The organism is Nocardioides carbamazepini, assembly GCF_024614185.1.
GTDB classification, from domain to species: Bacteria; Actinomycetota; Actinomycetes; order Propionibacteriales; family Nocardioidaceae; genus Nocardioides; species Nocardioides carbamazepini.
The window spans coordinates 534,703-548,697 of record NZ_JAHTLF010000013.1; the positions used below are offsets into that span (position 1 = coordinate 534,703).

12 protein-coding genes are annotated in these 13,995 nt (G+C 72.5%); 7 read left to right on the plus strand and 5 right to left on the minus strand.

The annotated features are described in order from the left end of the window. Window positions 1–127: 127 nt before the first annotated feature. A complete protein-coding gene (locus KVF89_RS09415; protein WP_257425133.1) occupies window positions 128–841 on the minus strand; it encodes a hypothetical protein in 714 nt (237 codons plus the stop codon). Between the two features lie 54 nt (window positions 842–895). Then, a complete protein-coding gene (locus KVF89_RS09420; protein ID WP_257425134.1) occupies window positions 896–1,816 on the minus strand; it encodes a hypothetical protein in 921 nt (306 codons plus the stop codon). 172 nt (window positions 1,817–1,988) lie between these two features. On the opposite strand from KVF89_RS09420, the gene KVF89_RS09425 reads away from it, so the two are divergent. From KVF89_RS09425 to KVF89_RS09455, 7 genes are read left to right on the plus strand one after another with little or no spacing between them, the layout of a single operon-like run. Then, window positions 1,989–2,594, plus strand: a complete 606-nt coding sequence (locus tag KVF89_RS09425; RefSeq protein ID WP_257425136.1) for a hypothetical protein — start codon at window positions 1,989–1,991, stop codon at window positions 2,592–2,594. 1 nt (window position 2,595) lies between these two features. Then, window positions 2,596–3,249 (plus strand): CIS tube protein, encoded by a 654-nt coding sequence (locus tag KVF89_RS09430; RefSeq protein ID WP_257425138.1) that lies wholly within the window; start codon window positions 2,596–2,598, stop codon window positions 3,247–3,249. Next, window positions 3,249–5,054, plus strand: a complete 1,806-nt coding sequence (locus KVF89_RS09435; protein WP_257425140.1) for a phage baseplate assembly protein V — start codon at window positions 3,249–3,251, stop codon at window positions 5,052–5,054. Before KVF89_RS09430 ends, KVF89_RS09435 begins: the two co-directional genes overlap by 1 nt. Beyond that, complete coding sequence (locus KVF89_RS09440; protein ID WP_257425141.1) at window positions 5,054–5,491, plus strand: GPW/gp25 family protein; 438 nt, start codon at window positions 5,054–5,056, stop codon at window positions 5,489–5,491. The genes KVF89_RS09435 and KVF89_RS09440 overlap by 1 nt, the downstream gene beginning before the upstream one ends. A gap of 16 nt (window positions 5,492–5,507) precedes the next feature. Next, window positions 5,508–7,454 (plus strand): putative baseplate assembly protein, encoded by a 1,947-nt coding sequence (locus tag KVF89_RS09445; protein WP_257425143.1) that lies wholly within the window; start codon window positions 5,508–5,510, stop codon window positions 7,452–7,454. Next, on the plus strand, window positions 7,451–8,044 hold the full coding sequence (locus KVF89_RS09450) for a phage tail protein (RefSeq protein ID WP_257425144.1): 594 nt from the start codon (window positions 7,451–7,453) through the stop codon (window positions 8,042–8,044). The genes KVF89_RS09445 and KVF89_RS09450 overlap by 4 nt, the downstream gene beginning before the upstream one ends. 20 nt (window positions 8,045–8,064) lie before the next feature. Next, window positions 8,065–8,508: a hypothetical protein gene (locus KVF89_RS09455; protein ID WP_257425145.1), complete on the plus strand. Its 444-nt coding sequence runs from the start codon at window positions 8,065–8,067 to the stop codon at window positions 8,506–8,508. 16 nt (window positions 8,509–8,524) lie between these two features. On the opposite strand, the gene KVF89_RS09460 is transcribed toward KVF89_RS09455, so the two are convergent. Genes KVF89_RS09460 through KVF89_RS09470 form a run of 3 tightly spaced genes read right to left on the minus strand, consistent with a single transcriptional unit; the run spans window position 8,525 to window position 13,861 of the window. Beyond that, window positions 8,525–9,055 (minus strand): YbjN domain-containing protein, encoded by a 531-nt coding sequence (locus KVF89_RS09460; RefSeq protein WP_257425147.1) that lies wholly within the window; start codon window positions 9,053–9,055, stop codon window positions 8,525–8,527. After that, window positions 9,052–12,003, minus strand: a complete 2,952-nt coding sequence (locus KVF89_RS09465) for an eCIS core domain-containing protein (protein WP_257425149.1) — start codon at window positions 12,001–12,003, stop codon at window positions 9,052–9,054. The genes KVF89_RS09460 and KVF89_RS09465 overlap by 4 nt, the downstream gene beginning before the upstream one ends. Next, a complete protein-coding gene (locus KVF89_RS09470) occupies window positions 11,996–13,861 on the minus strand; it encodes an ATP-binding protein (RefSeq protein ID WP_257425150.1) in 1,866 nt (621 codons plus the stop codon). Before KVF89_RS09470 ends, KVF89_RS09465 begins: the two co-directional genes overlap by 8 nt. Window positions 13,862–13,995: the final 134 nt, after the last annotated feature.

Genomic DNA, 13,995 nt, shown 5'->3' on the forward strand with positions numbered 1-13,995 from the left:
ACACTCCGGCGGGCACTCCTGCCGGTGGCCCCGCGCCGTGGCTGCGCGACGCTCGGCCGACCGGCGCCGGCGCGCTGCCCGGCCGCGGCCTGCCCCGCGCGGCTCGGGCGGTCGAGGCCGAGCAGTCCTACACCCCGGGGGGGATGCTCTCGAACCTGACCTCGGTCGAGGCCCGGGTACGCCGGCACGCCGAGGTGACCGCGTCAGGACCGATGCTCACCCAGACGGATCGGCAGAAGCTGACGGCCGTCCGGCGCCCCCCGGTCGAGGACGCGACCGGGTCCCGATCCGCATCGCCGGCGGGTCCGGCAGCACCTCCCACTCCGACCATCCGGCGCTCCCCTCGGCGTTCGCCCCCGGGCCCGTCCGCACCTGCCGCCACATCTTCCACTGCCTCGTTCAGGATCCCGTCCCCGGTCGGCTCTCCTGCGGCGTCCTCGTCTCCAGCGGGCTCACCTACGGAGGCCGCGTCCCCGGCCGACTCGTCCCCGGCCGTCTCCGCGCCGGTCGGGGGCTCACCCGCCCCTGTCTCCTCCGCCACCGCGACCGCTGCGTCCCCCGCCACCTCGACCGCCACCTCGACCGCCACCTCGACCGCCACCTCGGCCGCCACCTCGGCCGCCACCACGGCCGCCACCACGGCCGCCACCACGGCCGCCGCCCGGTCCGGAGCGGAGCCGAGCACGGCCGGTTCCGCCCCGGTCCCCGGCGCACCCGGCCCCCGGGCTCCCTGGAGTCTGGCGGCGGCCCCGACCCGGTTCTCCCGGACCCTGCGCACCCGGGCCACACCGTCGATCCGGCTCGGCTCCGCCGCCGCAGCGACGGCCCTGACGCCGGCCACGCCCATCCGGGCGGCCGCGGTGGGGCTGCTCGATCGCGCACCGGCACTGCCTGGTCACCTGCTGCCGTCCTCACGACGCGACGCCGGCGTCGGTTCCATCGCGCCGGTCGACGTCCCCGCTCCGGCCGCCCCCGCGGCCAGGTCGACCAGCACCTCCACCGCCGTCACTGCCGCCGGGACCGACGCGGGCATCTCACCCTCCGCGGCCACATCCGCCGCCACATCCGCCGCCGCATCCGCCGCCGCTCCCGCGACATCCGCCGCCACCGCGACCTCCGCCGCCACGCCGACCGTCCGCCGGCATGCCCGCCGGAACGGACGGCCCAGCTCGGCCGCCCCCGAGTCGGCGATCGCCATGCCGGACCAGCTGGTGGTCCGCCGCTGGACCCGGCACGGCCGGAGGAACACCGCGCTGGCGACCGGCTTCGGCGTCGACACCCCGATCCGTCCCGCGACCGCCGGCGCGCTCCGCACGCCCGCACCCCCTACCGGGAACACCCTGGGCACGACCGGCCCGGGCACCACCACCCCGGCCCCCGCGGCAGCGGACGCCACACCCGCCGCGAGCTTCGCGACGGCCCCCTGGGTGAGAGCCGCAGGCCCGGGACACGCGACGGCGGCGCCCGGCACGCCACACATCGGCCGACGGTCCGCGGCGACATCCTCCGCGGCCACCTCCACCACCTCCACCTCCCGCACCACCTCCTCGCCGGCCTCGCCGGCCCCACCGGCGTCCTGGATCCCCGCGTCGCCTCCGAGCGGCGGTGCCGGTGCCGATCTGCAACCGCTCCCCCCCGCCGCGCCCAGCGGCCCGGTCACACCGGGCGCACCGGACGCACCGGGAGCTCCCGAGGCGACACCCCTCCCGGCCCCGGCGTTCGGCGGCTCATGGGCACCCGCTCCGGGCGAGCCGCCGCGCGCCGAGACCAGCGCTCCCGCGGCGGCGGGGCGCACCTCCCTCGGACGCGTGGCCATCGGCCGGAGGGCACCGGGCGTCCCCGCCGGCGCCCCAGGCCTCGGCCCCGCGACATCGGGACCAGCGATCCCGGGGCAAGCGACCCCCGGGCAAGCGACCCCCGGGCAAGCGACCCCCGGGCAAGCGACCCCCGGGCAAGCGACCCCCGGGCAAGCGACCCCAGGGCCGGCGATGCCCGGTCCCGCGACGTCCCACTCCGCATCGGCGGCCGGTCCCGCGTCGACCGCGCTCCTACGCAGCCTCCCGGTCGCACCGCCCCGCACCGGGCCGGTGGCGCGCGAGGCAGCCGTCGCGCCGCCCCCGCCGCCGCACGGTGCGCCGGGCGTCCCGGCCACCTTCACCGCCGCCGAGATCGAGCGGATCCGCAGCGGCACCGGGTCGCTCCTCGAGCGCACCGCCGACCTCTTCACCGCGACGTCGGGCATCGGCGCCGCCGTCAGCCCGTCATCCAGCCCATCCTTCGGCCCCGGATCCAGTCCGGCATTCGGCGCCGCACCCGGCTCAGCACCCGGCTCGGCGCCGGGGCAGGAGCTCGACCACACCACGGGAGGTCCTGCCGTGTTCCACCAGACCAGCACCGACAGTCATGCGGTGGCCTCCTCCCGACCGGACCCCTGGCGAGCCGGCGTCCCGGACCCGTGGACCGACATGCCCGGCGAGACCGAGCCGACCGGCGCCACCCTCGATCGGATCGTGGACGCCGTCGTCGAGCGGATCGAGGACCGGGTGATCGACGAGCTCGAACGCCGGGGCCGCCACGAGTGGCGGGTGGTCTGAGATGGCCGAGCTGGAGAAGGCGTTCCTGGAGCTCGAGGGCGGCGAGCGGCTGCCCTGCCTCTACAACCCGGAGACGCTCAGCGTCGGGCGCCGCAACAACTGGGTGTCCAACCCGATGCCGGGGAAGGGCGTGCCGACCCTGCAGTACGCCGGCGCGGGCGGCGGATGGATGCGGATGGACCTGCGCTTCGACACGACGGCCGACGGCAGCCCGGTGACGAAGCACACCGGCAAGATCCTGAAGCTGATGGAGGTGGATCCGAACCTCCCCGGCACCGACCTCGAGCGCAACAACGCGCGGCCGCCGACCGTCGTCTTCCACTGGGGCGACCTGCACTCCTTCCGTGCGGTGGTCGCCGACATCCAGCTCAGCTTCACCTACTTCTCCTCGGGCGGAGTGCCGCTGCGCGCCGAGATCCACCTCGAGCTGCGACAGTACGAGAGCTCCGACGCGCTCGGCCCCCAGAACCCGACGTCGGGGACCCCCAAGCCGAGCCGGGTGCACCGGGTGCAGCCCGGCGAGACCCTCGACCGGATCAGCGCCCGTTACTACGGCGACGCGACCCAGTGGCGCCGCCTGGCCCGGGCCAACGACGTCGAGGACCCACTCGCGCTGCGTCCGGGCGAGCTGCTCGACATCCCGCGGGAGAGCTGATGACCACCTCCACGTCGACGATGCCCGTCCCCGCCGCCCTCGAGGTCGCGGGCGCACCGCTCAGCACACAGCGCCTCGAGCTGCTCACCTCGCTGCGGGTCGAGACCGCGGTCAACCTGGTGGGCCGGCTGACGCTGCGCTTCGCCGATGTGGGCTACCAGCTGTCGAGCGGCGCCGTGTTCGGCATCGATGCGGTGCTCCGGGTGACGGTTCCCGGCGCGCAGCAGGTGCTCTTCCACGGCAGCGTGAAGAGCATCGCGCTCGACCACTCGGCCGGGCAGGTGCCCGAGCTGGTGATCGTCGCCGAGGAGCCGACCTGGCGACTCGCACGCGACACCACGGTCACGACCTATGAGAGGACGTCTGCCGCCGACGTACTCTCCCGGCTGCTGCGGACGGTCGGGCTCAATCTGGTGAACAGCGCGCCGGCGCTCTCCAGCCAGATCCCGGAGTACACGGCGAAGATCGGGTCCTCGCTCGCCCACCTCGACGAGACCGTGCGCGCCCACAACGCCATGTGGTGGTTCGAGGCACCCAACAAGGTGCACGTCGCCCCGGTCGGTGCCGTCGCTCCCGGCTCCGTCCGCCTCGGCTTCCCGCACACCGACGCCAACACCACCGCCGACCAGCGCCTGCTCACGTTCTCGGTGAAGGCCACCGCGGGGACGCCCCAGCAGACCCAGGTGACGGGCTGGGACCCCAAGACGAAGCGGACGATCGAGGGCACCGCGCAAACGGAGGCCGGCGAGGAGCATCACTTCGCGCAACTCGCCCGCCGGTCGGTGAACGGCATCAGCCGCCGGGCCATGCGCACCAACGCCGGGGCACCCCAGATCCAGGCCGAGGCGACGACGCTCGCCAAGGCGATCCAGACCTCGATGGACTCCGATGCCCTGATCGGCAGGGGCACCGCCCTCGCCGACCCGCGGATCCGCCCGGGTGTCGTACTGGAGATCGTCGACGTGGGGCCCTCCTCGGGGAAGTACCTGGTCACCCGCGTCGAGCACGTGTACGACCGACGTGGCTTCCACACCACCTTCCACACCGGCAGCCATCGGCCGCGCGGCCTGGTCGACACCCTGGGCGGCGGGAGCCGGCCGGAGGCCCGGGCCGACGGGATCCAGGTCGGCATAGTGACCAACATCAGCGACCCCGAGAAGCTCGGGCGGGTCCGGGTCAAGCTCCCCTCGCTGCTCGGCAACGACGTGGAGTCGGCCTGGGCCCGCGTCTCGACGTTCGACGCCGGCAACGGGCGCGGAGCCACCTTCCTGCCGGAGGTCGACGACGAGGTCCTGGTCGGCTTCGAGGAGGGCAGCCTGCGCCGCCCCGTGGTCCTGGGCTCCGTCTACGGCGGCAAGAACAAGCAGCCCGAGCTGGGGCGCCTGCTCGGGCAGGGTCAGGTGAACACCCGCCGGCTGACCTCGCGGACCGGGCACGCGCTGGAGATGGTCGACGAGGCCGGCAAGGAGGCCGTGCTGCTCAAGCACGGCAGGAAGGAGATGTCGATCAAGCTGGACGAGGCCTCCAACAGCCTGACCATCGAGGCCAAGAGCGGCGACCTCAAGCTCACCAACGGGCGGGCCACGATCACCCTCGCCAGCAACGGTGACATCTCCATCGAGGGCACGGCGGTCAAGATCAAGGCCAAGAGCAACCTCTCGCTGGAGGCCACCGGCGCCGCCGAGCTGAAGGCCCAGGCGACGCTCACCGTGGAAGGCACCACCACCACCGTCAAGGGCAAGGGCAACGCCACCTTGGAGGGCGGGATGACCACCATCAAGGGCGGGACGGTGCTGATCAACTGATGTCCATCACGCCAAGCACCGGACGCCCCAGCGAGGACGACTCCTCGTTCGTCGGCCGGGGGTTCAGCTGGCCCCTCGGCGTCGACCAGACCGGGACGATCCGCCTCTCCGAAGGGCCGGAGTCGCTCGACCGGGCGATCACGCTGGTGCTGACGACCGCTCCTGGCGAACGCCTGATGCGCCCCGAGTTCGGCTGCCGGATCGCGGAGCTGCTCTTCGAGCCGGTGACCGGCAACCTGCTCGGGCTGATCGCGCAGTACGTGCGCGAGGCGCTCGCCCGCTGGGAGCCGCGCGTCGACGTCGAGGACGTCGTGGCCGCCCCCGACCCCGCGCAACCCTCGCTGGTGCGGGTCGCGATCAGCTACCGGGTGCGGGCGACCAACGACCGCCGCAACCTGGTCTACCCGTTCTACGTCATCCCGCACGACGCCGAGTGAGCCGAGGACCCGACCCATGCCGCTGCCCACGCCCAGCCTCGACGACCGGACCTTCCAGGACATCGTCGACGAGGCCAAGCGCCTGATCCCGCTCTACTGCCCGGAGTGGACCAACCACAACGTCTCCGATCCCGGTGTCGCCCTCATCGAGCTGTTCGCCTGGATGAGCGAGATGGTCCTGTACCGGGTCAACCAGGTCCCCGACCGGCTCTACTCCCACTTCCTCAACCTCGTCGGCATCGAGCCCTTCGCGCCGTCCGTGGCTCGGACCGACCTGACCTTCTGGCTGTCGACCGCGCTCGACGTGCCGGTCGTCGTGCCCGCGGCCACCGAGGTCTCCACCCTCGCCGCCGGGGAGGGTGACACGGTGGCGTTCAGCACGCTGCGGGACCTGAACATCGCGCCCCCTCGCCTGGACGCCGCGATGACGGTCAGTGACGACGGGCGCACTGTCGTCGACGTCTGGGACGACGTCCGCTTCGACCCCGCCGGCGTCCGCTGCTTCGCGTCCCCCGACCTCTCCCCGGGCGACACCTTCTGCCTGGGCTTCCGGGACAGCCTGGCCGGCGTCGTGCTCCGCCTCGACATCGACGCCGAGGCGGAGGGCATCGGCGTCGATCCGACCAACCCGCCGCTGGCCTGGGAGATCTGGAACGGCGAGGGCTGGATCGGATGCCAGGTGTTCGAGGACACGACCGGCGGCCTCAACCGGGCCGGGGCGATCTCGCTGCTGGTCCCGGTGGAGCACTCACCGAACGCGGTGGGCAACCTCGCGGCGTACTGGCTGCGCGCCCGGCTGCTCTCACCGTCGCTCGGCGAGCCCACCTACCGCGCCTCCCCACGCGTGCGCGCCGTGAGCGCGGCGGCCATGGGCGGCACGGTGGCGGCCGAGCACGCCGAGCGCTTCCCCGCCGAGCAGCTGGGCCGCAGCGACGGCTCGCCCGGCCAGGCGTTCGCCGCCGGGCACGCCCCCGTGCTGCCGCGCAGCCCGGACGAGGTCGTCGAGGTCGTGGACGGCGACGAGTCCGTGCGGTGGACCGAGGTGCCCGACTTCTCGGCATCGGGGCCGGACGACCGGCACGTGGTGTGGGACGACAGCACCGGGACGGTCCGGTTCGGACCCCGCATCCGCTACCCGGACGGCTCGACGCGCCAGCACGGTGCCATCCCGCGCGACGGTGCCTGGATCCGGGTGTCCGGCTACCGCTCCGGCGGCGGCCGGGCCGCCAACGTCGGGGTCCGGACCCTCTCGGTGATGCGGTCGTCGGTGCCCTACGTGTCGGGCGTCGTGAACCTCGCCCCCGCGCGCGGTGGCGTCGATGCGGAGACGGTCGCCGAGGCCAAGGAACGAGCTCCACTGACGCTGCGGACCGGCCAGCGCGCGGTCACGGCGGACGACTACGAGCGCCTCACCCTGGAGTCGTCCACCGAGGTGGCCCGCGCGCGGTGCCAGAGCGCCCAGCGCGGCAACGGCGCCGTCCAGCTGCTCATCGTGCCCCGCGTGCGCGGGGAGGTCGCCCAGCACACCCTGGACGACTACGCCTTGACCCCCACGCTGACCGAGACCATCTCCCGGCACCTGGACCGGCACCGGATCGTCGGCACCGCCGTCGAGATCGGCACGCCCTACTACCAGGGGGTCTCCGTGGTGGCTCTCGTACACGGTGAGCCCGGCCGGCCCCCGGCGCTGGTGCAGCAGCGCGCCGTGGACGCGATCAGCCGCTTCGTCAACCCGCTCGTCGGTGGCACGGACGGCACGGGCTGGCCCTTCGACAGCGACCTCAACGGTGCGGCGGTGACCCAGCTCCTCGAGTCCGTCGAGGGCGTCGCCCGGGTCGAGGAGACCCTGCTCTACGAGTACGACCTGCGGACCGGCCGGCGGCTCGGTGCCGCCAAGGAGGTCATTCGTCTCGACCGACGCTCGCTGTTCCTGGCCGCCGCGCCGCAGGTGATCGTGCGATGACCCTGTCCCCCATCGTGACCCGGGTCCCGGACGGACGTGTCCGTCCGCGCCGCGACCCGAACTGGATGCTCCAGCAGCTCCCGGTGACCATGACCGGCGAGGACTTCTTCGTCCGATTCGTGTCGATCTTCCAGAGTGTCGGGAGCACCCTGCTGGAGGACGCCGACACCATCGAGCACGTCCTCGACCTCAGTGTCGCGCCGCCGGAGATGGTGCGCTGGCTCGGCTCCTGGATCGGCCTCGGCGCGCTCGACGAGTCACTGCCCGAGAGCCTGCAGCGGCGGATCGTCTCCAGCGCCGCCCAGACCCTGGCCTGGCGCGGCACGAGCCACGGCCTGCGCACCTATCTCGAGCTGGTGACCGGGTCGGCGGTCACGATCGAGGAGGGCGGCGGCATCTGGGCTGCCGGCGAGGCGCCGGCCGACACCGCCTGGGTGCGTCTGCTGCTGGACTCGACCGGCATGATGTCCGAGCCGGAGCTGGTCGAGGTCGTGCGCGACGAGGTCCCCGCGCACGCACACAGCGAGCTCCACGTGGCCGGCCGGCTGCTGTGGTCCTCGACCGACGACGACAACGAGACCGGCCGATGAAGACCGGAGAAGGACAGACGTTGAGCAGCTCCCCCGTGACCTGTCCCGAGTGCGGGACCCAGGCCACCGTCGCCCTGAGCGAACGCGACGCGGCGGACTTCTGCGCACGCTGTGACTACCCGCTGTTCTGGACACCGCAGACCATCCAGCTCGGTGACCGGGACACCGACGGTGACACGCTGCGCCGCCTGCCCGGCACCGCGGGCCAGGTCACCGTGGCATCGATCCCCTGCCCGCACTGCGGCGAGGTCAACCCGCTGGCGGCCGAGACGTGCACCCGATGCGGCCTGCCGATGGTGGTCGTGCCGCCCCCGGAGCCCGAGCCCGCCCCGGAGCCGGTGGTCGTCGTACCTCCGCCTCCGCCGCCCGTCCCCGAGCCCCGATCGCTGTGGTGGGTGTGGACGCTGCTCGGTGTGACGACCCTGGTGCTGGTGGCCCTGCTCGTCTGGTGGCGGGTGTCCTGACCGGCTCCGCTCCCGGTCAGTCGTCGTCGGGGTCGGCCTCGATCTCCGCGACGACCTCCGCCGGATCGGCGCCCAGGGACACCGCGACCAGCCCGGAGAGATAGCGGTCGAAGATCTCCACGTTCGCGGCGGAGAGGTCATTGATGATCGCGTCGAGCAGGTCGTCGTCGTCGAGGACGTCACGAGGCAGGGTGATCAGCTCGATGCCGGTGCGCAACCGAGCCTCGCCGGTGTCGTGGTCGAACTCGAAGGCCGCCGTCACCAGGCCGTGGTTGATCCGGTGCAGCGCCTCGGCCATCGCCGGCCACCGCTCCGGCGCCGGGTCGACCGGCAGGAGCGAGTAGAAGACGAACCGGTCCGCGTCGTCATCGGTGATCGCGAGGGCCGACCAGGCGCCGTCGGTGCCCTCGACCTCCATCGTGAACCCGGTGCCGTCCTCGAGAGCGGTGACCGGCCAGCCCCCTTTGTCATAGACGCGGGCGGCCGATCGCTGGACCGGACCGTGGTGCGCGGCCTCGGCCGCGTCGGTCTCCGTTGGGGTGCTCATGCGACCCCCTCCTGGACCCGACGGGCCACCTCGAAGTCGACGTACTCGAGGTTGCCCTCGTAGAACGGGTCGGTCTTCGGCAGGCTGCCGACGAGCTGGTAGAGCTCGGCCATGCTCGCCTTGGCGACCTTGGCGGCGAACGCCGGGTCGAACTGGTGCACGGGCGCGACCTGCTTGGCCGACTGCTTCTGCTCGGCGACCTTGGCCCGCTTGTCGCGATCCGAGCCGGTCCGGGACAGCTGGTCGGGCGCGACGCCGTTGACGTGCTGCTCGCCACGGACCTTGGCGAAGGACTTCTCCGTCTTGTCCTCGCCGCGCAGGAAGTTCATCAGGACCGAGCCGCCACCGCGGTCCTTCTTGCCGTGGTAGCCGAGCTTGTTCTTCTCCTCGACCAGCAGCTTCGCGTCGGCGTGCTTCGCCTTCAGCTCGGCGACCTTCTTGCCGATCTTGTCGGGCAGGCCGGTGACGGCTCCGGCGACCTTGCCGGGCAGCTCCCTGATCTTGTCGAGGGTGCCCTTCTCCTCCTTCTTGCCGCCACCGGGACCGTCGTCGAGGCCGAGCTTCTCCTTGACCGCCTTCTTGGCGGACTCGATCTTCTCGGTGACGGTCTTCGGGTCGCCCTCGGCGTCCAGGCCGTCGAGGACCTTGTCCCGGATCTCGTAGTGGCGCATGCCGTCGATCTCGTTGTCCCGGATGCCGTATCCCTTCAGCAGCTTCCGGGCGTAGTCGAGCTTGTGCTTCTGGGCGGCCACGATGACGACGTCGATCGACGTGCCGATGTCGTACTTGAGCACGTCTCGCGACGCGCCCTCCTTGTGCTTGACCCCGAAGTCCTTCTTGGCGGTGGAGGACTGGCTCTCGTTGACCGTGTCGTAGATCTTGTGACCGAGCTGGTGGGCGTAGTCGGTGATGGTCAGGGTCAGCTTCGCGGCCGCGGGGATCCCGAACCCGCCGGCAGTGGCGATCTCGGCGACGTGGAGACCGAGCATCGTGATGTTCTTGGCCAGCCCGAAGGTGGCCTTCTCGACCAGCTGCGCGTTGCGGGAGTTGACCCGCTTCAGGGAGGCCGCCAGCGGGCCCTTCCGCTCGAGCACGGCCTGGTCGACGGTGACCAGTCCCTCGCCGAGCCGCTGCCCCAGCGGCACCAGCTCGATGGCCTTGTCGATGGTGCCCAGCGAGGAGGTGATCAGCCCGACGATCGGAAGAGCGGTCCCGACGTCGCTGATCACCTGGCTCGACCCGCCGAACTTCTCCACGCCCTCGCGTGCCGCCCGCAACGTGATCCGGGTGACCTTCGCGCCCGAGCTGAAGGCACCGACCGCCGTCTGGGTCGCCTTCAGCCTGGCGCCGGGGTCGGCCATCCCCTTCTTGATGTCACGGATCTGGTCGGACAGCCCGAGCAGCTGGGAGAGCAGGTTGAAGATCTCCGCCAGGCCGCCGACACTGTTGGCCGCCAGCTCGTTGGCCTCGCCGGGCACGCCCTCCTTCTCGAGGTAGCCCTGGCCGATGAGCTGCTTGTTGAGCTGTTTGTCGCCCTTGCCGGCCATGGCGGTGACCTTGCTCGCGGTCTTCAGGCCGTCCTGCGCGTCGACCACGTCCTGGTCGTGCCCGTAACGCTCCTCGACGCCCTTGCGCGCCGAGTCCTTCTTGATCTGCTGCTCCTCGCCCTTGCTGACGGGGCGCTCCGCGGCGACCTCGGCGACCTTGGCCATGCCCTTCTGCTGCGCGCGCTGCTCGTCCTCCTGCCCGCGCTGCTCGAGGGTCTCGCCCTTGCTCTGCACGTTGCGTGCCCTGCGACGCTCGAGGCCGCGCTGCTCGGCGACCTTCTTGGCGGCGTCCTTGGGCGACATCGGCGCACCGAACGAGGACTCGTTGTCATCCAGCTTCTTGGCGATGTCGCCCTGTTCCTCGGCCCGCGCCTCGTTGATGGCCTGGCGGACCTCGTTGAGGGCCTTGTCGAACTCGTCATAGCGCAGCGGCCGGAACGCGCGGAGGTCCTCGGGCGCCTTGGCCCACAGCTCGTCGACCGCCTGCTCCTCGGCGAGGTCGGCCTGAGCGCGCAGCTCGTCGGTCTCCGGCTGGCCCTGGATCACCTCGTGGCGCGCCTTCGACCGCACATAGCGCTCCAGGTCGAGCTGGTCCTTGAGCTGCATCTCCAGGTCCTTGAGCGCCTGGGGCTTGAACCGGGGATCCGTGTTGCCGGCGTACTGGCCCTTGACCTTCGCCGAGACCTCCTTGTTCTTGGCGTTGACCTCCTTGGCCTTCAGCCGCACGGCCTTGTCCTTGGCCTTCAGCTCGGCCCGGGCCTTGACCAGCTCCTCCTTGCGCTTCTTCGCGTCCTCGGCCTTCTTCTGCTCCTCCGGCGTCTTCTTCTTGAAGGGGTTCCACCGGTGCACGCCGGACTCACCGGACACGACGTGGCCGAGCTCGTGGGCCAGCACGTGCCGGCCGTGCTCGGTTCCGGCGTCGAACATGCCGTCCGCGAAGTAGATGTCCTTGCCCGCGGTGAACGCGTCCGCCGAGATCGACCGGGACAGCCGGGCCGCGGTGGCGTCGCGGTGGATCCGGACGTCCCCGAAGGATCGGCCGAAGGCGGACTCCATCGACGACCTGACCGCGTCGGGCAGTGGCTCCCCACCTCCGCGGCGCGACCGGATCTCCTGCTGGGAGCCGGGGTCGAGGTCGCCCCCGGCGAGTCCGATCCGTCCTGGCGCCGCGGCGCTGGGAGCGCGCCGGATCCGGCCATCGCCGACGCCGCCCACCCCGGCGCCGCTCAGCGCCACCGTCCCGCCCCGGGAGGAGAGCCGCGCCAGGGCCGCCTGGGCCCGGGTCTCCGCCTCGCGCTCGGCATGGTCGTCGGCAGCGCCCACCCGCATCGGCTGCTCGGTCGCCGGTCCCGGAGCGTCGTGCTCGTGACCGGCATGGGTCCGCTCGTGGTGGTCACTCATCGAAGTCCTCCGTCTTCACCATCCGGCCGAGCTTGCGGAGCTCGCCGGCGATCGCCGCGTTGACGTGCGTCAGTGACACACCGGTCCCCTCGTCGACGGCCCGGAAGGCCGCCGCGAGCACGATGTTGCGGATCTGCCCACCCGTGAGGTCGAACCGCGACGCGAGCCCCCCGACGTCGATCTCGTCCACCGGCATCCGGCCGTCGGCGAGGTGGCGCTGCCAGATGGCGCGCCGCTCGTCGACACTGGGCTCGGTGAAGTGGACGACCTCGTGGATCCGGCGCAGGAACGCCTCGTCGATGTTGCCCGGCAGGTTGGTCGCGAGGACCACGACGCCGTCGTACTCCTCGAGTCGCTGCAACAGGTAGGAGACCTCGAGGTTCGCGTACCGGTCACGGGCGTCCTTGACCTCGGCGCGCTTGCCGAACACGGAGTCCGCCTCGTCGAAGAACAGCACCGCGTTGCCTGCGGACGCCGCGTCGAAGAGCCGATCGAGGTTCTGCTCGGTCTCGCCGATGTACTTGCTGACCACGGTCGACAGGTCGACCCGGTAGAGGTCGAGGTCGAGGTCGTGCGCGACCACCTCCGCGGCCAGGGTCTTGCCGGTGCCCGACGGCCCGGTGAACAGTGCGACCACGCCGCGGCCGGAGGCCGTCGTGACGCCCCACTCGTCGTAGACCGTCGGGCCGTGGCGGTACCGGCCGACCACGGCGCGCAGCTGGGCGCTCTTGGCCCCGCTCAGCACCAGGTCGTCCCAGGTCTTCCGGGGGCGCACCCGGTGGGCCAGCCGGGCGAGAGGGCCACCGAGGAGACGGCGTACGGCGGCGTCGACGTCGCCGCCGACAGCGGGCAGGGTGCGCCGCACCTGGTCGAGCTGGGTGGCGTTGAGACGATGGGTGTGGGGCACGTCGCCGAGCACCTCGCGCCACTCGTCCTCGTCGACCATGTCGCCGGTCGCGGTCAGCTCGATCCGGTGCCGTGCCGGCATCTCGGTCAGCATCAGCTCGTCCCGGCCGGTGACGACCCAGCGCAGATGGGTGGCGCGCTCGATCCACCGCCGCCCCGGTTCGGGCAGGCCCTCCTCGAGCTCGAGGACGATCCCGGCACCGGCGATCGTGGCCTCCCGGACGAGCGCGGCCCACCCGGCGCCGTCGGCCGGCGCCGGACTGACCAGCACGGAGCCGACCGGACAGTGCCGCATGCCGAGCTCGCGGCGCCGGACCCGGTCGGGGCCGGTGACCAGCACCAGGCCCGGTGCCTGCTCGGCCGCGGCATCGCCGGTCGCCCAGTGGCTCCCCAGGGGCAGGTCGGGATCGGGGGCCGCGTCCCCGGCGAGCGCCCACACGAGGCTCGGTGCGAGCCGGATCCGGGTCGCTGCCCAGGTGCCCTCCTCGCTCAGGTCCACCAGCGCCGCCCGCAGCAGGGCCGACCCGGGGCCGATCGCTGCAGCACACCGGCTGACATCGCCGAGCAGCCGGGCCGCGGCGCCGAGACTGAGCCGGGCGCCCCGGACCGATCCGTCGAGGACGGCCACCCGGGCGGCCCGGGCGGCGTCCACCTCGACGGCCACGACCAGCGCCAACAGCTCGGTGGCCGCCTCGGTCGCGCCGGCGTTGGCACAGAGCGTCGCGAACGACGAGGGCTCGCCGACCAGCCGCGCCCGGGCGCGGTCCAGCGTGCCGGCGGTGCCGATCAACTCTCCGGAGACGTCCTCGAGGGCCGCGAGTGCGTGCTCGATCGCGGCGTCCGCGTAGGCGAACATGGGGTCGACCTCCGGCATCCGCGCAGCACCCGACGTCATCGCGGCCGCGCTGAGCGACGGCTCGGATGAGATCTCGGGTGAAACGGAGGTGACCACGCGTGCCCTCCTTCGCGTGCCGTGGCTCCGATCCTCCCGCCCCGCCACTCCCCCGCGCAGCAAAACGGGTGAAGTCGGGACTCCCGTCCCGCGCAACGCCATGTTCAATCTGCGCCGGGTCGACGACGTCCTGA

Coding starts and splice junctions, on each gene's coding strand:
- KVF89_RS09460 (WP_257425147.1), bottom strand. CDS start 9,055: ATGAGCACCCCAACGGAGACCGACGCGGCCGAGGCCGCGCACCACGGT.
- KVF89_RS09450 (WP_257425144.1), top strand. CDS start 7,451: ATGACCCTGTCCCCCATCGTGACCCGGGTCCCGGACGGACGTGTCCGT.
- KVF89_RS09465 (WP_257425149.1), bottom strand. CDS start 12,003: ATGAGTGACCACCACGAGCGGACCCATGCCGGTCACGAGCACGACGCT.
- KVF89_RS09435 (WP_257425140.1), top strand. CDS start 3,249: ATGACCACCTCCACGTCGACGATGCCCGTCCCCGCCGCCCTCGAGGTC.
- KVF89_RS09430 (WP_257425138.1), top strand. CDS start 2,596: ATGGCCGAGCTGGAGAAGGCGTTCCTGGAGCTCGAGGGCGGCGAGCGG.
- KVF89_RS09420 (WP_257425134.1), bottom strand. CDS start 1,816: ATGGCCACGCGTCCGAGGGAGGTGCGCCCCGCCGCCGCGGGAGCGCTG.
- KVF89_RS09425 (WP_257425136.1), top strand. CDS start 1,989: ATGCCCGGTCCCGCGACGTCCCACTCCGCATCGGCGGCCGGTCCCGCG.
- KVF89_RS09440 (WP_257425141.1), top strand. CDS start 5,054: ATGTCCATCACGCCAAGCACCGGACGCCCCAGCGAGGACGACTCCTCG.
- KVF89_RS09445 (WP_257425143.1), top strand. CDS start 5,508: ATGCCGCTGCCCACGCCCAGCCTCGACGACCGGACCTTCCAGGACATC.